This window comes from Salinicoccus sp. Marseille-QA3875, assembly GCF_054950095.1.
Map to the genome: position 1 here is coordinate 219,556 of NZ_CM143103.1, position 21,343 is coordinate 240,898.

The window sequence follows — 21,343 nt, forward strand, 5'->3', positions numbered from 1 at the left end:
TTTCAATAATACAACTATCAATAACTATTTATAGTAACGTTAAATTATACACTTAAAACATGATAATATAAAATTACCAAAAACAAAAGAGTATACAAGATAAGTTCAATAAGTGTTCACTTATCAAATTCCCATATACTCCTCTATTATATAGCTTTTTGCATCAAAAGTGTAAAATTCAGCTTACACTCCTGCCTTCTCTTTCTCTTCTTTTCTATTTTGCTGTTCATTCAATACTGAGGCAATCGCGGCATCGCCTGTAATATTGACGGCAGTGCGTGTCATATCAAGCAGACGGTCGATACCTATGATGATACCGATTGCTGCGGGATCCAGCCCGACTGCAGTCAACACCATTGCCAGCATGACAAGTCCGACACCCGGCACACCTGCGGTACCGATGCTCGCAACCGTAGCGATAATGACGACTGTCGCCATCTGCATGATTGTCAGATCAACTCCTGACAGCTGGGCGATAAACACTGTCGCCACCCCCTGCATTATGGCGGTGCCATCCATGTTGATCGTCGCACCGAGCGGCTGGACAAAACTGGAAATACTCTTTCTCACTTTTAAATTCTTCTGTGCAGTTTCCATGGAAATCGGCAGTACAGCACTGGATGAAGATGTACTGAAGGCAACACCCATTGCCGGAGCAAATCCTTTCACAAACCAGATGAAAGGCTTCTTCGCAAGAAACTTGATGACTGACCCGTAGACGAATACCAAATGGAGCAGAAGAGCCAACAGTACACAGACAAAGTACATGCCGAGCTGTTGGATTGCACCGAAACCGGCCTGTGTAAATGCTGTGGCAACGAGTCCGAATGCACCGATTGCTGCAAAGTATTTCATGATTGCAAGAACGATCCACATGACCACTTCATTTGCTTCTTCAAACAGCTTGACCAGTCCAGGGATTTTGTCTTTTACCGCTATCATTGCGATTCCGATAAAAATTGCAAAAGCGATGATCTGCAGCATATTCGCAGTGCCCATGGCTTCGATGACGTTTGTCGGTATTAGATTGATGATGGTCTGATCAAAAGTCTGATCAACCGCTTCTCCCGTCTCACCGCCCTCCAGCTCTGTTTCACGGTAGTCCTCCACTTCTGAGGTATTCAGAAGCTCTGACTGTCCGGTGCCCGGTTCCAGCACCAACGCCACCACAATTGCCAGTGAAATGGCAATTGCCGTTGTCACTAAGTAAAATGCCAAGGTTTTTATACCCAGGCTTCCTAATGTTTTTGGGTCACCGACACCGACGACACCAAGTACTATGGAAATGAATACTACTGGTACAACCATCATGAATATCATACTTAAAAATAATTGACCCACAACGTTGAATATATATTGGTCAATCCACTGCACCCATGCCTGATCTGACATAGGGCTGAATATAGAACCAATGACTATACCGGCAATCAAACCGATTATAATATATAAAGTTAAACGGTTGCCTACTTTCATATTATTCCTCCTATCAATGAAATGAAAACACTTCCAGATTATACATTGATGTTTATAATTAAACAACACTTATTTTATAAGTCTCATTTTCACAAATAGTTCAGAAAATTCGTGGGATTTTAAGGTGTTCAGTAAAATACCTCGCCATAATAAGTTTATGATGAGGTATTTTCTCACAGCATTTAACAAAGTCAGATTTACAGCTTGACCAGATTATATTTGATCGCATATATGACAGCCTGGGTCCGGTCAGATACTTCCAGCTTATTTAAAATATGGCTCACGTGTGTTTTGACGGTTTTCTCACTGACATACAACGCTTCACCGATTTCTTTATTGGATTTGCCTTTGACAATTTCTTTCAATACATCTATTTCTCTTGCGGATAAGGCGTTTCTTTCATGCGGGAGGTTTCCTGTATTGTCCATGATTTTCAAAATGTTCGGGTGGATGACCTTCTCACCCTGGATGACATCTTTTATTGATGACACCAGTTCTTCCGCTTCCATTTCTTTGATGATATAGCCGTCTGCCCGCGCCTGGAACACCGGCCGGATATATTCTTCACTCGTGTAGCTCGACAGCACGAGCACTTTAACTTTCGGGTACTCGGTTTTTATTATACGTGTCAGTTCGATGCCGTCCATGTGAGGCATGACCAGGTCGAGCAATATCAAGTCCACTTCTTTATGATTTTTTTCCAGATACTCCAGGGTTTCCCTGCCGCTGCCGAAGTCATCCAGCACATTTATATTGTCTGTTGTGGATAATAAGAACTTCATTCCTTCTCTTACGATGTGATGATCATCAGTTATTATGACATTATACATTCTCTCACTCCTCTATCGGTACTACGATTTTCACTCTTGTCCCTTTGCCGATTTCTGTATCTATATTCAATTCGCCACCAAGTCTTCTGATCCGTTCCCGCATATTGCTGAAGCCATAGCTCGTCTTTGTATCATCTTCCAGACCGAAACCTGTTCCTTGATCAGCAACGGTAGTCTCGAGCTTTTTATTCCGCACGGTCATGTTCACCTGAGCTTCACTCACACCTGAATGCTTCATTACATTGTTCAGGCTTTCCTGAATGATACGGTAAAGTTCTATCTCAACCGCGTCACTGACATTATAGAAGCCATCCAGCTCTATATCGACATCGACGCCTATGAGACTGCTGTATGATTCTATAGCATGAACAATGCCATTTTCCAGACCGATCGGCTTCAGCTGCCATATCAGTGCTTTCATTTCTTTCATCGCGTGTTTTGACGTGTTTTCAATCGACACGAGTGCTTCATCAATCTTTTTCCCGTCTGAGAGTGCTTTTGCAGCATGGGAAGTGATACCGATGGAGAACAACATCTGATTGACCGAATCATGCAGATCACGGGCAAGCCTCTGCCGTTCTTTAATGACGACACTTTCCTTCTCCTTTGCTGTCAACTCTATACGCTTCAATGTCGAACCGATTTGAAATGCTACAGATTCCAAGAGAGCCAGTTCGTCCTTGTCAAATTCAACGCGGCCCGGGCTCGCAACATTCAAAAGGCCGAAAGATTCCTGTCCGGAAATCAGGGGCATCGTTGCGTGATGAGTAATGCCATTATTTTCTCCTGGGAATTCAATCTGTGCCTTTTCCAGTCTCGAGCAGACGAATATATTCGTCGCCGTCTGCAGCTGCTGTTTATGGTAGGCACGCACACACCAGCAGCTCCCGTCTTTCAAATAATGACAGCCCCTCTTTTTCATTGAAGGCGGCAGCTGATAATCCGCAGCCAGTTCATGCTCCCCTTCTTTATTGATGAAGAATACCCAGCCGGTTTCAAATTCCGTATGGGTGACCAGTTCACGCAGCGCACCGTTCAACATCGTCTGAAGATCAGTCTCTTCATTTAAAAACTCAGCGATATCTTTTAATAATTGAAGTTTACTTTTCATAGAAACACCCTAATTTATATCTGATATGAATAATTTATAATCTTACCGGTGACAACTGTCAGACTACACTTATAATATTATAATCCAATTTCAGGCTGTCATATAACTCAAAAAGCTTATAATTTGTACTTTAAACCAATTCATTTTGAAGTAAGGACCGCCTGGTCTAATTAATCAGCCGTCCCTGACATATCTGCGTCGAATACTTTATTCAGTCTCCCTTTAGAAAAGTTATACATCGACCGGGCAGATGGAAACGTCGACTTCGCTTCATTCAAACTGACATCTTCTTTTGCCAGATATGTATCATCATCAAAAACGATGATCAGCTGATTCATCCTTGTATCTCCATTGTGCACCTGGAATATTTCAACTTTGAATACTTCATCATAAATACTGCCTTTACCGGTCTCATCTTTTTCTATGAATAACGATTTTGATGACAGTGATACGACCAGATTGCCGCTCAGTGCTTCAAATCGTCCTGCCGGTTTGACCGCTCTGCCTTCTTTGACCATTTGTGCCAATTCTAATATATTCAACTGCTCAGTCTTTTTGCTAAACATTTTAACAACTCCCAAATAATTCTGGACGGTGGATATCTTCATGAATTCGGCCGCCTTGGATACAAAAAGTCATGTGATTTTCATGTTATATTGAAGTTGATGACAACAAGCATTAAAGGAATAAAATCACATAAGACAACTTCATGATACCACTAATCCATCAATGAAAAAATATGACCAAAGATGTATCCGGGCGGATCAATGATTCAAAGGAGGGAGATTATACAGAAAGTGACTCACACAAAGTTCACAAAAAATCCTGTCCAGACCATCCGGATTAAAGGATTCTATGATAAAGTTGAGAATATCGATAGTTATGGTCTCAGGGAAAGAAAGTCAGAGGATGGTTCGTTCTATGAAAAATAACAAATTATTTATGCAATTAATCTTTTTAATATCATTGATTGCAACACTCGGTTCATTGTATTTCAGTGAAATAAGAATGTACATACCTTGTGAGATGTGCTGGTATCAGCGCATAATCATGTATCCACTGGTCATCATTTCATTGATCGGCCTTGTCAAAGAAGACATAAATTCAAGAATCTATGTCAGAGTGTTCAGCGCCGTGGGTATATTGGCTGCAGCTTATCATTACAGCATGCAAAAGATTACTTTTGTCGCTGACAGTCTGCCGGCTTGTACAGGTGTGGACTGTACTGTACAATATATTAACTGGTTAGGTTTTATTACCATTCCACTGCTGTCACTGTTCGCATTTATACTTATTTTCACGCTTTCATTATTCATTAAAAAGTAAAAGGAGTATTTGTATTATGGGAAATAAAATATTTTATGGCGTCATCGCAGTAATTGTTATTGCTTTTGCAGCAATATTTTTAGTTATGAACAACAGTTCATCAGATCCGGAACAGTTGAGTGATTCGGGTTACTACCCTTACACCGATAAAGAACCTGAGGAATTATCCGGCCCGACCATCGATGCACTGGATAACGAGGATTACCAGTTTAACCAGACACCTGAAGAAGTAGCGTCATCTGTCGATGAGAATGACAGCCAGTACGTCTACTACTGGTCACCGACATGTTCACACTGTCAGGAAGCCACACCACTTCTCGTCGAAGCATTCGGCAAGTCTGATGAAGACCTGATCCAATTGAATCTTCTCGAATATGAAGAGCCTTGGGCTGAATATCAAATAGAAGCAACACCGACTTTAATCTACTTCGAAGATGGGGAAGAAGTTGAAAGAATGACAGGGAACCCTGGAGATGTTGCATCTTATGAGTCATTTATCGCTGCAACTTCCGGAGAATGATATATGAAATTTACAGTACATGAAAATTTTAATGATATGTCACTTGAAGACATCTTAAAGACGCTTCACCTTCCGAAAAAGGAACTGCATCTTTTAAGAATGTCGAAAGATATAAAAATCAATGATGATAACCAGCCTTTGAACACAGTAGTTCATACAGGCGATACTGTCGTACTTCCGGCCGAAGAAGAAAAAAGCCAGTACAAACCAAGTTACAGAACGTGTGAAGTATTATATGAAGACCGTTATCTTGCACTGCTGTTCAAACCGCGTGGCGTTAAAACACATCCAAACCAGATGCACGAAACCAACACATTACTTAACCATGCACTTTACACTTTGGATGTCGATTATCTGGAACCTGTACACCGGCTCGACCAGGAAACAAAAGGCGTGATACTTGTTGCCAAACATCCATATGTCAAAAAGATGCTCGACCACATGCTGAGCGAACGTGAAATCCAGAGAGTCTACATCGCAAGAGTCGATACTAAAAAACGTGTCGAACCACAGAGAATTTCAGCACCAATCGCTAAAAATCCAAAAGAGAGAAATAAATATCATGTGACTTCAAAAGGTAAAGAAGCGATCACGAACATCATCAAATCAAAAGTGACAAACGAATACTGCGAAATTGAACTGGAGCTTGAAACAGGCAGAACCCATCAGATCAGAGTCCACCTCCTGCACATCGGCATGCCGATCATCGGGGATACTCTTTACGGCGGTGCCACACTGCGCGACCTTCAGCTGTTCAGTTACAAAATGTCTTTCATCCACCCGATACTTCAAAAAGAAGTGACAGTCGCACTGGATAAAGACACATTATAAAAAAAGGATCCCCCTGAAACCTCAGATAATGAGATTTACAGGGGGGGTTTTTGTTTATAGATGAAATTATTTCATTAAATCGATTTGAATGCACCTAAACCACAATAGTAATCGGAACCAGACGCTCAACTAGTTGCTCTTTTTGAACCTGTTCCTAATTTTGGTCAGCAGGAAGTTCTCCTTTTCTTCTATCTGCTCTCTGTTCACCTTCAGCGCACGTTTCATCAGTTCTTCCTGGGCACTGATCAGCTCATGGCCGTTTTTCACATAAGCATAGGAACCGTCCGGCTTCTGGTAACGTGCTTTTTTATTATCAATCAAATAAAGTTCATTGATCGACTTCAATTCTTCAATGATTTTCGGATCATTCACCGGGAACAGGATTTCCACACGCTTGATCATGTTCCTAGTCATCATATCCGCAGAGGATAAGAACATTTTATCTTCGCCGTTGTGATGGAAGTAATATATTCTCGTATGTTCTAAAAATCTTCCTACGACACTGATAACCCGGATGTTTTCACTGACCCCCGGTATGCCCGCTTTCACACAGCAGATCCCCCGGATGACAAGGTCGATTTTAATACCTTCCTGTGAAGCAATCAATAATTTATCGATGATTTTCTTATCCGTCAGGGAGTTCATCTTGGCAAATATATAACCGTTGCCGTGCACTTTATGATATTCGATCTCTTTATCTATATGATCATCGAAAAGGTCTCGGATTTCAAACGGCGCGACATGCAGTGAATTATATACGGGTTTCAAGGAGTAGCCGCTTAAATAGTTGAAGAAGTTTATCGCATCGTCACCTATTTCAGGGTCTGTCGTAATGATTCCCATATCTGTATACTGCTTTGCCGTTGAATCGTTGTAGTTGCCTGTGCCTAAATGGACGAAACGGACCAGCTTGTTCTTCACACGCTTGATGACCAGAGTGATCTTGCTGTGCGTCTTCAAGTAGTTCATGCCGTATATGACGTGACATCCTGCATCTTCCAGCTCTTTAGCCCAGTGGACGTTGTTCTCTTCATCGAAACGCGCTTTCAATTCTACTAGGACCGACACCTGCTTGCCGTTTTCAGCCGCTTCTTTCAAAGCTGCGATGATCGGAGAGTCACTGGAAACGCGGTAAAGTGTCTGCTTGATCGCAAGGACATCCGGATCTTCAGCCGCTTGTTTGACAAAATCCACAACTGGTTTGAATGATTCAAACGGGTGATGGAAGAAGACATCCTCTTTCAAGGAACGCTCATATACATCATCCGTCCCGAGAAACTTCGGTGCCTGGGGTTCAAACGGCTTATAAATCAGTTTCGGATATTTCCGCTTCATATTAGATACAAACTCAAACAGGAATGTCAAATCCAGCGGCCCGTCAAATTTATAAACATCTTCTTCACCTAGGCTCAGTTCTTCTCTCAAAAATGAACCATTGATTGTGGGGTTCGTACTGATATCAATTTCCAGACGCACTGCAGCACCTCTGGTACGCTCTTTTAAAAACCTTTCAATCTCGATCAGAAGGTCTTGTGCGCCCTCTTCATGGATAGTCAAATCCGCATTCCTTGTAATTCTGAAGGCGAATGTACGGTCAATATTATACCCTTTGAACAATTTACTGACATTTTTAACTATAATATCCTCGGACAAAACGATGTAAGTGTTGGGTCCATCATGGAAAGTATAGAAACGTTTTATAATCGTCGGCAGCTGAACGATGGCAGTCTGCTCGCCGAGTTCATTGGATAAGTCCACAAATATATTGATTTTCTTATTCATCAGTTTGGGGAAAGGACGGTAAGCATCAATCCCGAGCGGTGTGAGTGATGGAAAGATTTCAGTATCAAAAATCCTCTCGGTTTCATACATGAACTTTTCCGGCAGATCTTCCGGCCTTCTGAAATAAACACCATAATTTTCGAGCTCATCTTTTAAATCATGATAAATTTCATATTGGGCATCACAGTTTTTCCTGTTCAGGTCACTGATGCTTTCCAGCTGTTCCCCGGGTGTCATTTTAGTCTTGTTTTCAGGCTCATGGTAATTCATCTTGACCTGATCCTTCAGACCGCCGACTCTGACCATGAAAAACTCATCCAGGTTGGAACTGGTGATTGCGAGGAATTTGAAACGCTCGAGTAACGGATTATGTCCATCTATCGCTTCTTCTAACACTCTGTAATTAAATCTCAGCCAACTGAGTTCCCGGTTATCATAGTATTCTTTATTATCGAGTTTATATTCCATGGTATCCCTCCAATCACCTATTATAGTTGAAAAATATTAAGCTTCTGTAAAGATTATCGATAAATCTTTGTTTAATATTTTCTCAATGTGTTTCTTCTGGCGTATCGACTGGTATTTCTCAGCAATTGAATCGCCTTTGTATTCAATCGTCAGAACAAACTCGTCCTCATGTTCTTCCAGATACATATCCTGAACGATATTCGTGTGGGATATATTCAATGCATTCGCGAATTTCAATATACTGCCGAGTGACAGCAGCAGTCCGATATCATCATCGTCGAACCAGTCGACTTCATCCGCGTAAAACTTCAGAAGTGTTTTATTCTTGAAACTGGCTATTAATGCGAGTCTGACACGATCCCTGTGCACGATGCCATTAATGTTGCTGTTTGCAATCAGATAGAACGTATGCTGACTCGTCGCATCACGGTCGATGAATTCACCGAGGTAAAATATTTTTGCCGCATTTTTCATCAAGTATTTATCGTGTTTTGAGATATTGATGATATCGTGCCGATTAAGCTCATGATACAATCTTTCTGTAATTTCAATCCGTTTATCATAAATGTTCTTCTGAAGTTTGAAATCATTCGCCAGTTCATTCAAAGCATCTTCATAAATTTTGTATTTGTTGAATGCATGTGGCTTCTCTTTTGAAATGAGATGCATGGCAAGCCCTTCCCGGAGACCTTGGCGGCTGAACTTGAATTCTTTGGCATCAACGATTTCATACAATTTCTGAAAAACCAGCAGGCTTGGCAGGATGATATCACTGCGGTCTTTGCTGAGACCGTCAATATCATCCAGGTCTCCTTCATCTGTTTTAGTCAGTATTGTCATAACATCATCCAGATCATTGTCATGCATGGAATATCCATGGACTCCGGCAATTGGATAATTGACCATGGACTGATGTATACGTGCAATGTTTCTGGCACTTCCGCCGATTGCTAAAATGTGCACACGCCGTTTAGACAGCCATCTGACATTAGCCAGCTGCTTTTCAATGAATTCCGCCGCTTCCTGAATGGCCTCTTTATCGTTATGCTCTTTGTCTTCAAAGAACATCTCCTGCAAAGTCACCACACCAAAAGGCAGACTGGTCGAGTAGATCAATTCTTTATCTTCAAAAAAAGTCAGTTCAGTGCTCCCGCCGCCGATATCAATTGTAACGGCATCCTGGGTACTGATTGTATGTGTGACTGCATGGAAGCCGAAATAAGCTTCCTCTTTTCCTGTAATCACTTTGACATCCAGGTCGAGTTCATCTTGGACACGCTTGATGATATCATCTACGTTAACTGAGTTTCTGATGGCAGCCGTTGCGACAGGGTATAAATCTGATATACCATACTGATCCGCTATTTCCGTGAAACTTTTCAGTATGTCGATCAGATTATCTATCCCCTCTTCTTCCATGACACCATCTTCATTGAGATAAGTCGCAAGACGTGCAGGTGTTTTTATATTTTGAATCTCTTTCAATCCGGTTTCCTCTGTATATTCAAACAAGACCAGACGTATGGTGTTTGAACCTATATCAATTAAACCGATTCTTATCATAATACAATCACCTATTCTTTGGATTCAGTCATATCTTCAGGTTTGATCCACTGATCAAACTGTTCTGCTGTCAAATGACCGGATTCAACTGCAGATTCCTTTAGAGTGATTCCTTTTTCATGGGCATTTTTAGCAATCTGAGCTGCTTTTTCATAACCGATATGCGGATTGAGTGCAGTGACCAGCATCAATGAGTTATTCAGGAATCTGTCAATGTTTTCTTCGATCGGCTTGATGCCCACCGCACATTTATCATTGAATGTGATCATGCCGTCGGCCAGCAGATAGATCGACTGCAGCGTATTATACAAAATAACAGGTTTGTAGACGTTCAGCTCAAAGTTACCCTGTGACGCTGCAAAACCGACTGCTGCATCATTGCCGAACACCTGAGTCGAAACCATTGTCAGCATTTCTGACTGTGTCGGATTGACTTTACCAGGCATGATTGAAGATCCAGGCTCATTTGCAGGAATTTCAATCTCAGCAATACCTGCACGCGGACCGGAAGCAAGCCATCTGACGTCATTGGCAATCTTCATCAGATCTGCAGCCAGTGCTTTAAGCGCACCATGCAGATAAACGACTTCGTCATGTGCAGTCAATGCATGGAATTTATTGGGGCTGGAAACAAATTCGTAGCCTGTCTGAACAGATAGCTCCCGTGCCACACGCGCACCAAATTCAGGATGTGCGTTGATTCCTGTTCCCACAGCTGTACCGCCTATTGCCAGGTTTCTCAATTGTCTTTTTGACTCTTCGATCAGCTCTTCACATTTTTCAAGCATATATCTCCAGCCGCTGATTTCCTGGCCGAGTGTTAAAGGCGTCGCATCCTGAAGGTGCGTACGACCGATTTTTATAATCGACTTGAACTCTTCTTCCTGAGCTTCGAAAGTATTTTTCAGTTTCATCAAGCCCGGCAGAAGCTGCTCTTCAACAGATACGAGCAAAGCCACATGCATGGCTGTTGGATAAGTATCGTTTGAACTCTGTGACATGTTCACATCATCATTCGGATGAACGGTCTCTTCAATGCCTTTTTCCTGCAAATACTCATTGGCAACATAGCTGACCACTTCGTTCACGTTCATATTGCTCTGTGTACCGCTTCCAGTCTGCCATACGACGAGCGGGAAGTGTTCATCGAGCTCACGGTTGATCACGCGGTCACAGGCATAACTGATCGCTTCCTGCTTGTTGTCAGAGAGCTTACCCAGACTGTTATTCGCCACAGATGCCGCTTTTTTAAGTTCAGCAAAAGCCACAATCACTTCAATCGGCATTTTTTCTTTGCCGACCGGGAAATTTTGACGGCTGCGCTCTGTCTGCGCCGCCCAGTATTTATCACTTGGTACTTTGATTTCTCCGATGGTATCTTTTTCAATTCTGTAAGACAATGAAAAAAACCTCCTGTAAATTAGTATTTATCAATATTTTATACTAATTTACTAGAGGATTCATCTGTTATTCACTATTTTCTTTTTGTTCTTCGTGAGATTCGTCGTTTGAAGTGTCTATCGGGTAGTCTTCATTTTGGGAAAGCTGCTCCATTTCCCTGCCGAGTTCACGGACATCTTCCATGTCATGAGTCATGGTGTTATCATCAGGTTCCACCATATCTTTGTAATCTTCATTCTCATTATTTTCATAATATTCTTCTTTATGATCCTTCTTTTTCATCTGGTGCCACCTCTTCAAAATTTATGCAAATTTGTAGCTGTAGTAATCCACAATGTCAGGATCCAGGCTGGATGCCGCATCCCTGTCAAGAACCACCGTCACCATGCGGTGGGATTTTATCTGGCTGAACGCACCCTTATTATTTTCTTTGGCATTGTAAAGGTTTTTAACCACATCAGCTTTATCTGCACCTGTCGCAACGACAAACAGTTCCCTCGCATCATATAATGATTCGTTTTTATCTTCATCATGGAAACCCAAATCACCTTTTGCATCCAAATATAAAAGCCCCAGGCTGACTTGCTTTTTATCTTGTAGAATTTTGTTTAAAGAATTGATCGAACCATCCGTATGCAGCTGATTTTCAGGAATTTCCAATTTGTCCAGTATATCCGTCTGAGGTTTACCGACCGTGGAGATATTAACTTGTGAGAAATCTGCAGGATGTTGCTTCGTCTCACCAATGAACTTTTCATATGCCCACTCCAAATCCTCATTCATCTCTAAAGCGAGTACACTCGTCGGATTATTGTGCACCTGTTTCCTTAAAATATCCGCAATATATACACTGAACGTTTCTTTGTTTTCAAAAACTTTAAAATTCATAGCCATAATCGTTTCCTCCATAAATTGTGTTTTGACATATCATAGTTAGTTTACCCATTATTTTAACAAAAATAACACTTAAAGCACCCAAAACCGTAAATTGCTCTTTTTAATTGTGATATAATCAGATATAATATAAAATATATATGAAAGTACGCTAGGAGGCAGACCGATGGATGCATTTTTAATATTAATGGTGAGCATTGCGTTTTTAACTGCAATTATGACTGCATGCCGCGAATCTGAGTGGGGTTACAAGGACGACGGCGAAGAAAGAATCAAATAATAATGTTTAAACCACAGCTCGAATATTGAGCTGTGGTTTTTTTGGATGCAGCTAATACGTTGTTTGCTTATTGGTTAGACAACCATGATAAATCACTGGGGGGGCATACCAATCACACTGAATTGTTTGATGTCTACAATATCTCATTTTTTTATTTTTCTACTGTCCCAAAAAGCCCTGCTTCTTGACGACTTCGTCCACGTCAAGTCGTTGCTTTTTATTGAGCATGCCAATGACCTGATCACTCCAAGTATCTTCTCTCTTGCCGTCTGTGCGCTCTTTATAATATTCGCTGATACGCTCGTCGTAGTTGGCGATTTCTTCTTTCTTTTCATCCAGATTCTGATATTTGTTCTCGTGATATACCGCTTCAAAAGGAAGTCTCTCCTTGATGCTGCCTTCATGTGCGGGAACGCCTGCCACCATGCCGAACAACGGGAATGTGCCTTCCGGCAGTTCCAGTATTTCTATGACTTTCGCCATATCATTTCTAAGTGAACCGATATAGCAGATGCCGAGTCCGATGCTTTCAGCTGCGATTGCAAGGTTCTGTGCTGCCAGTGTTGCATCCACCGTGCCGACGATGAACTGCTCTGTCAGATGGAAATTGATCGGTGCATCCTTCTCTATAGATAGATCTCTGTGTCTTCTGTAGTCGGCCACAAAGACGAATAGATGACCATTGTTTTCAACATATGGCTGTGTACTGACTTCTTTCAGCGCTTTTTTCTTTTCTGGGTCTGTCACCCCGATGATTGTATAGGCCTGCACGTAACTTGAAGTGCTTGCACTCTGAGCCGCTTCCACAAGCATCTTTATGGTTTCATCTGATAACTTCTCTTCTGTGAATTTGCGGATTGAACGGTGGTTCTTAAGTAAGTCTATTACTGCATACTGATCCATGTTGTAAAGTTCCTCCTATATAAGTTCTGGGTAATCCTGTTGTCTTAAAGCTTCATATACCAATAACATTGCCGTGTTCGACAGATTCAACGACCTGACGTCGGACGTCATCGGCACTCTCAACAATGATTCATTATACTTGTCTTTCACCCAGTCGGGCAAGCCGCTTGTTTCCCGGCCGAAGACGAAGTAATGATCTTCTTCTGTATTTGAATAGTCCATTTCGGAGTGAAACTTTTTCCCGAATTTGGACAGCATATAATAATTCCCCGTATTCTGCTCGAAGAATTCTTCTATGGAATCATAGTAATGAATGTCTACAAATTCCCAATAATCAAGACCTGCTCGTCTCACCATCTTCTCTTCGACACTGAAGCCGAGCGGTTTGATCAAATGCAGTGTCGTGTCTGTTGCTGCACATGTGCGTGCAATATTCCCCGTATTCTGCGGGATTTCCGGTTGAAATAAAACGATATGGTTTGGCATGACTGTTTCCTCTCTAACGACTGATTTCCTGAATGCCCTTCAGCATTTCTTCTTTGACTTCCGCATCTTGTTCTACTGGATATCTTTCATTGATATACGGAGCGGCTTCGCTGCCCTGAATCTGACCGATAGCCCAGTAGGCCGTCCCTTTGATCATCGGTCTCGGATCATTTTCAGCAACACGTTTCAATGTATCTATGGATGATTCCTCCTTGAAATGTGCCAGAGCAATTATAGCATTTCTCTGAATCGGTTTCTTCCCTCGCCATACACCTGCAAGATGGCCGTATTTATCCTTGAAATCCCTGTTTGATATTTCAAGCAGCGGTTCTAGTTCCGGTTTCAATATTTCCGGTTCAAGCACGATATCTTCATGGTGGTCTGTATTGATGCCTTTATTTCTCGGGCATACCTGCTGGCAGGTATCACATCCGTACAGACGGTTGCCGATTTTAAAACGGTACTCATCCGGCATCGCTCCCTTGATCTGGGTTAAAAATGAAATACATTTGTTCGAGTCAAGCTGCCCGTTGCCGACCAGCGCCCCTGTCGGACATCTGTCAACGCATATATTGCAGTCTCCGCATGAGTCGATCAATTCCTCATCCGGTGGAAACGGATAGCTCACGATCATCTCGCCCAAGTATGAATATGTGCCTAAATTCGGGTTGATGACGAAACCGTTTTTGCCGATAAATCCGAGCCCGCTCCGGCGGGCCACTTCACGGTCACTGAGCACACCCGTATCAACCATCGATTTCGTTTCAATGTCGGGATTCAGTGACTTGATATATTCTTCCAGCTTGTTGAGCCTTTTATTCAACAAAGTATGATAGTCCATGCCCCATGAGGCCCGGGCGAACATGCCCCGGCGGCTGCCCTTCCTGCCCTTCGGTGCATCAGGCAGCTTGTTCGGGTAGCCGACCGCAATCGCGATGATGCTCTGGGCATTCGGCAGACTGGCCTTCGGGTCCGTACGCTCTTCCACGCTGCCCTTCTCAAACCCGGATGCGAAGCCCTTATCCAGGTAATCGATCAGTTTAGCCTTATATTCGACAAATGGTTCGGCATGTGTAAAGCCGATTTCATCTATACCGATGCTGTGTGCGTAATCAATCACTTTCTGTTTGAATTCATGACGATTCATAAAAATCCTCCTTCCATTGAAATTTATCCATAAAAAGTGTAATATTAAATTAATCACATTAAAAGGAGTGAAATTAGGCCAATGAAGTAAGATTATCCTTTACCTATGACATATTTATGCTTGTTTACCATGCAAAAAATGTCGGATCAGGATAATCACATGCCTAATTCTTACTCACTTATATGGATAATATTGTGCTTTATAATGCATACTATTATAACATATATAGGCTTGTCACCCTGATTCGAATATAGAAATCGGGGGTTTTTTTATGCTTGAAATCAAAGATATCCATTTGGAAATTAAAGGAGAAACACTGCTTGAAGTGGACAATTTAAAAATTCAGGAACATAAGACAGTGGGATTAATCGGAAGAAACGGCAGCGGCAAGACGACACTTTTCAATCATATTATTGAAAAGAGCCATCTGTATACGGATGAGACGATCCAGCTCATACCGCAGATCAAAGACAGTGACCTGGAAAAAAGCGGCGGAGAAACGACCCAGCTGTATTTGAACCGGACTTTGAACCAGGACGCCGGAATCATGCTGCTGGATGAACCGACCACACATCTTGATGAACAGAACTCAGAGGCACTGGTGAAAAAACTGAAGCATATCGGAAATATAAAGATCATCGCATCACATGACCGGGAGTTCCTGAACAAAATCGTCGATGAAATATGGTCCGTAGAGGACAAATCCATCAAAGTTTATCCCGGTAATTACAATAAATATAAAGAGTTGAAAGATCAGCAGTTCGAACGGGCAAAGGAAGAATATAAACAATACCAGAATAAAAAATCACAGCTGGAAAGTGCCATCGAAGGGAAAAAGAATCAGGCTCATCAGGCGAACCGTGTTCTGGACAATAAAATCGAAACACCCTACTACAACAAAAAGCAGAAGAGCCTTCACCAAGTGGCAAAAGGCATGCAGTCAAGGCTCGATCAGCTTGAGAAGAAAGAGAAACCGAAGGTGGAAAAAGAGGTTAAGTTCCATACTCAGAGCATGGAATCACTCGGTCATAAGACAATTATCAGAATCGAACATGAAAATATTAAACGGAAAGGCAGAAATATCATTGAAGACGTTTCTTTATTCGTCAAAGCTGGTGAAAAAGTGGCAATCACTGGAATCAATGGCAGTGGTAAAACGACATTGTTCAATCATATTTATGAACAATACAAGGGTTCATCTTTAAAAATCGGATATTTCAATCAGCAGCTGGAATCACTCGATAATGAAAAGACTATTATAGAAAATGTCATGGCATCCAGTGATTATGATGAAACCACCGTCAGGACAGTACTGGCAAGACTTAATATCAAAAGGGATGATGTCTATAAAAAAGTCGAGGTCATCAGCGGCGGTGAACGGGTTAAAGTCCAGCTGGTTAAAATACTGCTGTCGGACATCCAGGTATTCATGCTTGATGAACCGACGAATTTCTTAGATATTCATACGATAGAAGCCTTGGATAGTATGCTTCAGGCTTATCCTGCAACCATCCTCCTGGTCTCACATGACAAGATGTTCAGAGAAAATATTGCGGATATTGAATATGAAATCAAAGACGGCAGAATGATCAGTGACCAGACTGCGTCTCCAATCAATGACACGGAAGAAGAGTTGATGATTATCGACAACAAAATTGCCGAAGTGCTCGGTAAGTTATCCGTAGAACCGACTGAGGCACTCGATAAGGAATTCACCCGTTTAATCCAGGTAAAACGGGTATTGAACAGTAAGGATGATGAAAGGAGACAGTAAAATGATAAAAATTAAAAGAGTCTATGATGATATTTCACAACAGGACGGCAAACGTGTTCTGATCGATGGTGTCTGGCCGAGAGGCATTAAAAAAGAAGATCTTGAACATGATGAGTGGATGAAAGACATTGCACCGTCGACAGACCTCAGAAAATGGTTCGATCATGATGCTGACAAATGGGATGAATTTAAGAAAAAATATAAAAAAGAGCTGAAAGATCATAAAGAAGACTTGAAACAATTGAAAAAAGACTCTGATGGTCATAACGTGACACTGCTCTTTGCGGCTAAAGATGAGAAACACAATCAGGCAGTCGTGATCAAGGAATACGTTGAAAATATGTAATAAAAAGCCCGTTTTGCAGATTGCCTGCAAAACGGGTGTATTATTGCATTAAATATTTATATTGAGTACAGACATCACCTGGCTGACGGTTTTCTCCAGGTTGAAGCGGGTAAGCTCACTGTCCATCGCTTCTTCCAAAGACGTCGGGAAATGCTGGATTGAAAATATTGCGTTCAGATTCTGATGGGTCAAGTCGTAGGCATCATCTGTCACACTGCCGCCGAATGCAATGACAGGCACGTCATACTTCTTTGCCGCTGCAGCAAGACCTGCAGGTACTTTACCCATGGCAGTCTGAGCGTCCAGCCGCCCTTCTCCTGTGATGACGAGGTCTGAGTCTCTGAGTTCTTTTTCCACGTTTAAAGTTTCGATGATCAGTTCTATGCCAGACTTCAGTTCCCCATTCAAATAGCCGTAAAATGCAGCACCCAGTCCACCGGCTGCACCGCCACCTTCAATTGATGCGATATCGATATCCATCTGTGTTACAGTCATATCGGCATAGTGTTTTAGAGCATCATCCATCTCTTCAAGCGTACTTTCCATCAAACCTTTCTGTGGACCGAAAATGTATGTCGCCCCATTTGTTCCGTATAAGACATTATTGACATCACATGCCACTCTGAAATGGCAACCATTAAATTTAGAGGCTTTTTCAGTCTTGATAATTTTATGGATATTGGATAAAGCTTTGCCGCCGAATTCAATCGGCTGGCCATTTTCATCCAGAAAATCATAGCCTATCGCCTGTAGCATGCCAACGCCGCCATCGTTGGTCGCACTGCCGCCGAGTCCAATGATGAATGTTCTCGCACCATTCTCATAGGCATGGTCTATCAGTTCCCCGACGCCATATGTGGTGGCTATTGCGGGATTCAGCTGGTCTTTGTTGACCAGAGTCAGACCACAGGCCTCCGCAATCTCTATAATGGCAAGCGTCTCTCTTTCTACAAGACCGTAAGAAGCTTTAACTTCATCACCTAGCGGACCGGTGACATCTGCATACTTACGCTCACCGTCAAAACCATCGATAAGTGCTTCAATCGTACCTTCACCGCCGTCCGCCATCGGATATGACCTAACCTCTGTATTTTTAAACATGGACCTGATGCCATCTTCCACAGCCTGGTTTGAATCTTTTGACGACAGGCTCCCCTTAAAAGAATCCATTCCTACAATGACTTTCATATCCTTCTCCCCTATCCGACTTGAAACATTATATTATGCTTTATCTGCAACCGGCGCAAGGTTTTCTATAATCGCCTTAGTGACATCATCAGTGTCATAATTACCGCCAAGGTCTCTTGTTAAAATACCTTTTTTCGTTGTTGAGCGGATTGCTTTGTGCAGTTCGCCCGCTTCTTCTTCCAAGCCAAAATGATCTAACATAAGTGATGCACTTTCTATTGTACCGATAGGGTTTGCAATACCCTGTCCTGCGATATCCGGTGCTGAACCATGTACAGATTCAAACATACTTGGCGTGCGACCTTCCGGGTTCAGGTTGGCACTTGATGCAATCCCCAGACTTCCTGACATCGCGCTGCCCAAATCTGAAAGGATATCTGCGAAAAGATTGGAAGCGACAACGACTTCAAGTTCTTCTGGGTGCATTATGAATCTTGCAGCCATAGCATCTACTAAATATTGGTCGGTTTCAACATCAGGATATTCTTTACTTACACGTTCAAATACTTCATCCCATAAAACCATACCATATTGCTGTGCATTACTCTTAGTTACACTCGTCACTTTCTTTCTTTTTCTTGTACGTGCAAGATCAAAAGCAAATCGAATGATTCTCTCTGTTCCCTTTTCTGTAAATAAAGAACTTTGAACAGCGACTTCCTGACCTCCTTCACGCCCATCGAAGTTGCGTCCTCCAATTCCTGAATATTCACCTTCAGAATTCTCTCTTACAAGTATCCAGTTTAAATCATCTGCATCTTTATGTGTGATTCTTCTAGGCACTCCTGGTAAAAAATCTACTGGTCTGATATTTGCCCACTGATCCAATCCCTGACAGATTGCTAAACGCAGTCCCCATAAACTTATGTGATCCGGCACTCCAGGATAACCTACAGCACCAAAGTATATTGCATCATATTCACGCATCTTTTCTACACCATCATCCGATATCATTTTACCGTGTTCTAAATAATATTCACAACCCCAAGGGAAGTAATCATATTCAAACTCAAACTTTCCATTTGATTGTTCTGCTATATGGTCAAGTACCTTAATACCCGCCTCTACTACTTCTATGCCGACACCATCACCTGGAATTACTGCTATCTTAAACTTTTTAGTCATTTTAAAATTCCTCCTCTGTTTTAAATTAATTTCATAATACATTAACGTATTCATTAAAGTCAAATAAATTATAAAATAACTAATTAATAATTAATATTTGACAATAACGTATCCATTGTTTAATCTAATAAATATTACTTATAACTTTAAGAATAGTCAGCATTTTGGAAGCGTTAACAAAATAAGGGGGATTTATTCATGGAATTACTTAGAAATATTTGGAACTTGTTGTGGGCATGGGACAGGCAGGTAAGAAATTTCTTCAAGCTTACACTTAGTTTATTCACACCAGGTAATAAGAATAAAGTGATCAACGATTATGAAAACTTTAAAGCGCCATCCAAAGCAAATCGTCCGCCGTCATATTCTATGCCGCAAAAAATCGGACTGGTTTTAGGACCTCTGCTTTTCGTTGTTATGAAGGTTTTACCGACACCGGAGGCAATGCCGGAAGAAGCGAATACCGTACTGGCTGCTATTTTATGGGTTGCAACATGGTGGGTCACTGAAGCCATCCCCATACCTGTAACATCTTTACTGCCTATAGTGCTGTTCCCACTGGGCGGAGTAATGGAAACTGGTGATGTGACTGCAAATTATGGGGATTCTTTAATTTTCCTATTTGCAGGAAGCTTTATGATCGCTTTATCAATGGAGAAATGGGACTTGCATAGAAGAGTTGCATTATCAATCATCACTTTTATAGGAACTAATCCTAATATGATAATTCTGGGGTTCATGGTTGCTACAGCATTCATATCCATGTGGATATCGAACACGGCAACAACGATGCTGATGATACCGATAGCACTTGCAGTAACTAAACAATTTGCGGATCAATTAAAAGAAAGCGGCTCTCTTGAAAATCCAGCAGATACCGCACCCGGAAATTTTAAATTTGGAACAGCATTAATGCTTGGCCTCGCCTACTCTGCCACTATAGGCGGATTTGGTTCTTTAATCGGCGCACCTGCAAATATCATTCTCGCAGGAACTTTGAATAATCTATATGATCTAGAAATCACATTTGCCAACTGGCTGCTGTTCGGATTGCCGCTGGTTGCCATATTAATTCCATTGTTGTGGCTATACTTGACTAAGGTCGCATTTAGCATGAATTTAAAAGGCATCCCCGGTGGACGGGAACTAATAAAAAAAGACCTTAATGCATTAGGAAAAATGTCTTACGAGGAAAAAGTGATACTTACTGTTTTTGGCTTGACTGCTTTGGCGTGGATTACCCGAAGCTTTTTCTTAAATAATTTCATACCTCTATTAGATGATGCACTGATTGCTGTTATAGCAGGTATTGCATTATTCCTGATACCTGCTAAAAACAGAGAAGGAAATATAATGGATTGGAATACTGCTTTAAAACTACCTTGGGGTATTTTATGGCTCTTTGGCGGCGGTCTTGCACTAGCTTCCGGTATAATGAATTCCGGACTCGATGAATGGATAGGAAGTCTACTCGGTGCATTTGAAGGTATGCCGACAATTGTCGCGATAGCGCTGATAGTCGCAACCATCACTATCATGACGGAATTCACTTCCAACACAGCGACAGCTACAATGGCCTATCCTATTGTTGCAGTCGTCGCAGTAACACTAGGAATGAACCCAATAATACTCATGGTTGCTGCAAATATGGGTGCTACATTTGCTTACATGTTCCCGGTGGCAGCTCCACCTAACGCTATCGTGTTTGGTACAGGCTATGTAAAAATGAGCAGTATGGCACTGACAGGAGTATGGCTCAATTTAATTTCAATAATAATATCGGTATTGGTTGTGTATTTCTATGTACCTATCGTCTTCAAAGGATTGATAGAGGCATTTTAGAAATAGAATATTTCTCCTTTATGTAAAATAATATATAATGGATATAATTGAAT

Annotated in this window: 20 protein-coding genes; 6 read left to right on the forward strand and 14 right to left on the reverse strand. The window is 41.7% G+C overall.

The features are described 5' to 3' along the window. Window positions 1-183: 183 nt before the first annotated feature. From ACY8DT_RS01185 to ACY8DT_RS01200, 4 genes are all read right to left on the reverse strand, one after another. Window positions 184-1,473 carry a dicarboxylate/amino acid:cation symporter gene (locus tag ACY8DT_RS01185; protein WP_462421142.1) on the reverse strand — a complete coding sequence of 430 codons (1,290 nt, stop codon included), beginning with the start codon at window positions 1,471-1,473 and terminating at the stop codon, window positions 184-186. Between the two features lie 197 nt (window positions 1,474-1,670). Next, window positions 1,671-2,303, reverse strand: a complete 633-nt coding sequence (locus ACY8DT_RS01190) for a response regulator (protein WP_462421143.1) — start codon at window positions 2,301-2,303, stop codon at window positions 1,671-1,673. Between the two features lie 4 nt (window positions 2,304-2,307). Then, window positions 2,308-3,414, reverse strand: a complete 1,107-nt coding sequence (locus ACY8DT_RS01195; protein WP_462421144.1) for a GAF domain-containing sensor histidine kinase — start codon at window positions 3,412-3,414, stop codon at window positions 2,308-2,310. A 170-nt stretch (window positions 3,415-3,584) separates the two neighbouring features. Next, the gene (locus tag ACY8DT_RS01200) at window positions 3,585-3,980 is read right to left on the reverse strand and encodes a hypothetical protein (protein ID WP_462421145.1); all 396 of its coding nucleotides are present in this window, start codon (window positions 3,978-3,980) and stop codon (window positions 3,585-3,587) included. Between the two features lie 355 nt (window positions 3,981-4,335). On the opposite strand from ACY8DT_RS01200, the gene ACY8DT_RS01205 reads away from it, so the two are divergent. Genes ACY8DT_RS01205 through ACY8DT_RS01215 form a run of 3 tightly spaced genes read left to right on the forward strand, consistent with a single transcriptional unit; the run spans window position 4,336 to window position 6,091 of the window. Then, a complete protein-coding gene (locus tag ACY8DT_RS01205; protein ID WP_462421146.1) occupies window positions 4,336-4,740 on the forward strand; it encodes a disulfide oxidoreductase in 405 nt (134 codons plus the stop codon). Window positions 4,741-4,756: 16 nt separating this feature from the next. Beyond that, a complete protein-coding gene (locus ACY8DT_RS01210; RefSeq protein WP_462421147.1) occupies window positions 4,757-5,260 on the forward strand; it encodes a thioredoxin family protein in 504 nt (167 codons plus the stop codon). Between the two features lie 3 nt (window positions 5,261-5,263). Further along, window positions 5,264-6,091, forward strand: a complete 828-nt coding sequence (locus tag ACY8DT_RS01215; protein ID WP_462421148.1) for an RluA family pseudouridine synthase — start codon at window positions 5,264-5,266, stop codon at window positions 6,089-6,091. A 129-nt stretch (window positions 6,092-6,220) separates the two neighbouring features. On the opposite strand, the gene ACY8DT_RS01220 is transcribed toward ACY8DT_RS01215, so the two are convergent. The 8 genes from ACY8DT_RS01220 to queG form a co-directional block, all read right to left on the reverse strand. Further along, window positions 6,221-8,341, reverse strand: a complete 2,121-nt coding sequence (locus ACY8DT_RS01220; RefSeq protein WP_462421149.1) for an RNA degradosome polyphosphate kinase — start codon at window positions 8,339-8,341, stop codon at window positions 6,221-6,223. A 36-nt stretch (window positions 8,342-8,377) separates the two neighbouring features. After that, a complete protein-coding gene (locus ACY8DT_RS01225; RefSeq protein WP_462421150.1) occupies window positions 8,378-9,904 on the reverse strand; it encodes a Ppx/GppA phosphatase family protein in 1,527 nt (508 codons plus the stop codon). 11 nt (window positions 9,905-9,915) lie between these two features. Beyond that, complete coding sequence (gene fumC / locus ACY8DT_RS01230; protein ID WP_462421151.1) at window positions 9,916-11,304, reverse strand: class II fumarate hydratase; 1,389 nt, start codon at window positions 11,302-11,304, stop codon at window positions 9,916-9,918. A 67-nt stretch (window positions 11,305-11,371) separates the two neighbouring features. Further along, the gene (locus ACY8DT_RS01235; protein WP_462421152.1) at window positions 11,372-11,587 is read right to left on the reverse strand and encodes a hypothetical protein; all 216 of its coding nucleotides are present in this window, start codon (window positions 11,585-11,587) and stop codon (window positions 11,372-11,374) included. 21 nt (window positions 11,588-11,608) lie between these two features. After that, window positions 11,609-12,199, reverse strand: coding sequence for a hypothetical protein (locus tag ACY8DT_RS01240; RefSeq protein ID WP_462421153.1), 591 nt, complete (start codon window positions 12,197-12,199; stop codon window positions 11,609-11,611). Window positions 12,200-12,638: 439 nt separating this feature from the next. Beyond that, window positions 12,639-13,382, reverse strand: coding sequence for an oxygen-insensitive NADPH nitroreductase (gene nfsA / locus ACY8DT_RS01245; protein WP_462421154.1), 744 nt, complete (start codon window positions 13,380-13,382; stop codon window positions 12,639-12,641). Between the two features lie 15 nt (window positions 13,383-13,397). Beyond that, window positions 13,398-13,868 carry a tRNA (uridine(34)/cytosine(34)/5-carboxymethylaminomethyluridine(34)-2'-O)-methyltransferase TrmL gene (gene trmL, locus ACY8DT_RS01250; RefSeq protein WP_462421155.1) on the reverse strand — a complete coding sequence of 157 codons (471 nt, stop codon included), beginning with the start codon at window positions 13,866-13,868 and terminating at the stop codon, window positions 13,398-13,400. Between the two features lie 13 nt (window positions 13,869-13,881). Next, the gene (gene queG / locus ACY8DT_RS01255) at window positions 13,882-15,015 is read right to left on the reverse strand and encodes a tRNA epoxyqueuosine(34) reductase QueG (protein WP_462421156.1); all 1,134 of its coding nucleotides are present in this window, start codon (window positions 15,013-15,015) and stop codon (window positions 13,882-13,884) included. Between the two features lie 271 nt (window positions 15,016-15,286). Between queG and abc-f the strand changes: the two genes are divergently transcribed. Both abc-f and ACY8DT_RS01265 read left to right on the forward strand, forming a co-directional pair. Continuing rightward, window positions 15,287-16,789, forward strand: coding sequence for a ribosomal protection-like ABC-F family protein (gene abc-f, locus ACY8DT_RS01260; protein WP_462421157.1), 1,503 nt, complete (start codon window positions 15,287-15,289; stop codon window positions 16,787-16,789). A gap of 1 nt (window position 16,790) precedes the next feature. Then, the gene (locus tag ACY8DT_RS01265; protein WP_462421158.1) at window positions 16,791-17,135 is read left to right on the forward strand and encodes a DUF488 domain-containing protein; all 345 of its coding nucleotides are present in this window, start codon (window positions 16,791-16,793) and stop codon (window positions 17,133-17,135) included. A gap of 48 nt (window positions 17,136-17,183) precedes the next feature. On the opposite strand, the gene ACY8DT_RS01270 is transcribed toward ACY8DT_RS01265, so the two are convergent. Together ACY8DT_RS01270 and ACY8DT_RS01275 are read right to left on the reverse strand one after the other, a co-directional pair. Beyond that, the gene (locus tag ACY8DT_RS01270) at window positions 17,184-18,323 is read right to left on the reverse strand and encodes a glycerate kinase family protein (RefSeq protein WP_462421159.1); all 1,140 of its coding nucleotides are present in this window, start codon (window positions 18,321-18,323) and stop codon (window positions 17,184-17,186) included. Window positions 18,324-18,356: 33 nt separating this feature from the next. Further along, a complete protein-coding gene (locus ACY8DT_RS01275) occupies window positions 18,357-19,448 on the reverse strand; it encodes a tartrate dehydrogenase (RefSeq protein ID WP_462421160.1) in 1,092 nt (363 codons plus the stop codon). A 198-nt stretch (window positions 19,449-19,646) separates the two neighbouring features. On the opposite strand from ACY8DT_RS01275, the gene ACY8DT_RS01280 reads away from it, so the two are divergent. Continuing rightward, window positions 19,647-21,290 (forward strand): SLC13 family permease, encoded by a 1,644-nt coding sequence (locus ACY8DT_RS01280; RefSeq protein WP_462421161.1) that lies wholly within the window; start codon window positions 19,647-19,649, stop codon window positions 21,288-21,290. Window positions 21,291-21,343: the final 53 nt, after the last annotated feature.

Coding starts and splice junctions, on each gene's coding strand:
- ACY8DT_RS01185 (WP_462421142.1), bottom strand. CDS start 1,473: ATGAAAGTAGGCAACCGTTTAACTTTATATATTATAATCGGTTTGATT.
- ACY8DT_RS01190 (WP_462421143.1), bottom strand. CDS start 2,303: ATGTATAATGTCATAATAACTGATGATCATCACATCGTAAGAGAAGGA.
- ACY8DT_RS01195 (WP_462421144.1), bottom strand. CDS start 3,414: ATGAAAAGTAAACTTCAATTATTAAAAGATATCGCTGAGTTTTTAAAT.
- ACY8DT_RS01200 (WP_462421145.1), bottom strand. CDS start 3,980: ATGTTTAGCAAAAAGACTGAGCAGTTGAATATATTAGAATTGGCACAA.
- ACY8DT_RS01205 (WP_462421146.1), top strand. CDS start 4,336: ATGAAAAATAACAAATTATTTATGCAATTAATCTTTTTAATATCATTG.
- ACY8DT_RS01210 (WP_462421147.1), top strand. CDS start 4,757: ATGGGAAATAAAATATTTTATGGCGTCATCGCAGTAATTGTTATTGCT.
- ACY8DT_RS01215 (WP_462421148.1), top strand. CDS start 5,264: ATGAAATTTACAGTACATGAAAATTTTAATGATATGTCACTTGAAGAC.
- ACY8DT_RS01220 (WP_462421149.1), bottom strand. CDS start 8,341: ATGGAATATAAACTCGATAATAAAGAATACTATGATAACCGGGAACTC.
- ACY8DT_RS01225 (WP_462421150.1), bottom strand. CDS start 9,904: ATGATAAGAATCGGTTTAATTGATATAGGTTCAAACACCATACGTCTG.
- ACY8DT_RS01235 (WP_462421152.1), bottom strand. CDS start 11,587: ATGAAAAAGAAGGATCATAAAGAAGAATATTATGAAAATAATGAGAAT.
- ACY8DT_RS01240 (WP_462421153.1), bottom strand. CDS start 12,199: ATGGCTATGAATTTTAAAGTTTTTGAAAACAAAGAAACGTTCAGTGTA.
- nfsA (WP_462421154.1), bottom strand. CDS start 13,382: ATGGATCAGTATGCAGTAATAGACTTACTTAAGAACCACCGTTCAATC.
- trmL (WP_462421155.1), bottom strand. CDS start 13,868: ATGCCAAACCATATCGTTTTATTTCAACCGGAAATCCCGCAGAATACG.
- queG (WP_462421156.1), bottom strand. CDS start 15,015: ATGAATCGTCATGAATTCAAACAGAAAGTGATTGATTACGCACACAGC.
- abc-f (WP_462421157.1), top strand. CDS start 15,287: ATGCTTGAAATCAAAGATATCCATTTGGAAATTAAAGGAGAAACACTG.
- ACY8DT_RS01265 (WP_462421158.1), top strand. CDS start 16,791: ATGATAAAAATTAAAAGAGTCTATGATGATATTTCACAACAGGACGGC.
- ACY8DT_RS01270 (WP_462421159.1), bottom strand. CDS start 18,323: ATGAAAGTCATTGTAGGAATGGATTCTTTTAAGGGGAGCCTGTCGTCA.
- ACY8DT_RS01275 (WP_462421160.1), bottom strand. CDS start 19,448: ATGACTAAAAAGTTTAAGATAGCAGTAATTCCAGGTGATGGTGTCGGC.
- ACY8DT_RS01280 (WP_462421161.1), top strand. CDS start 19,647: ATGGAATTACTTAGAAATATTTGGAACTTGTTGTGGGCATGGGACAGG.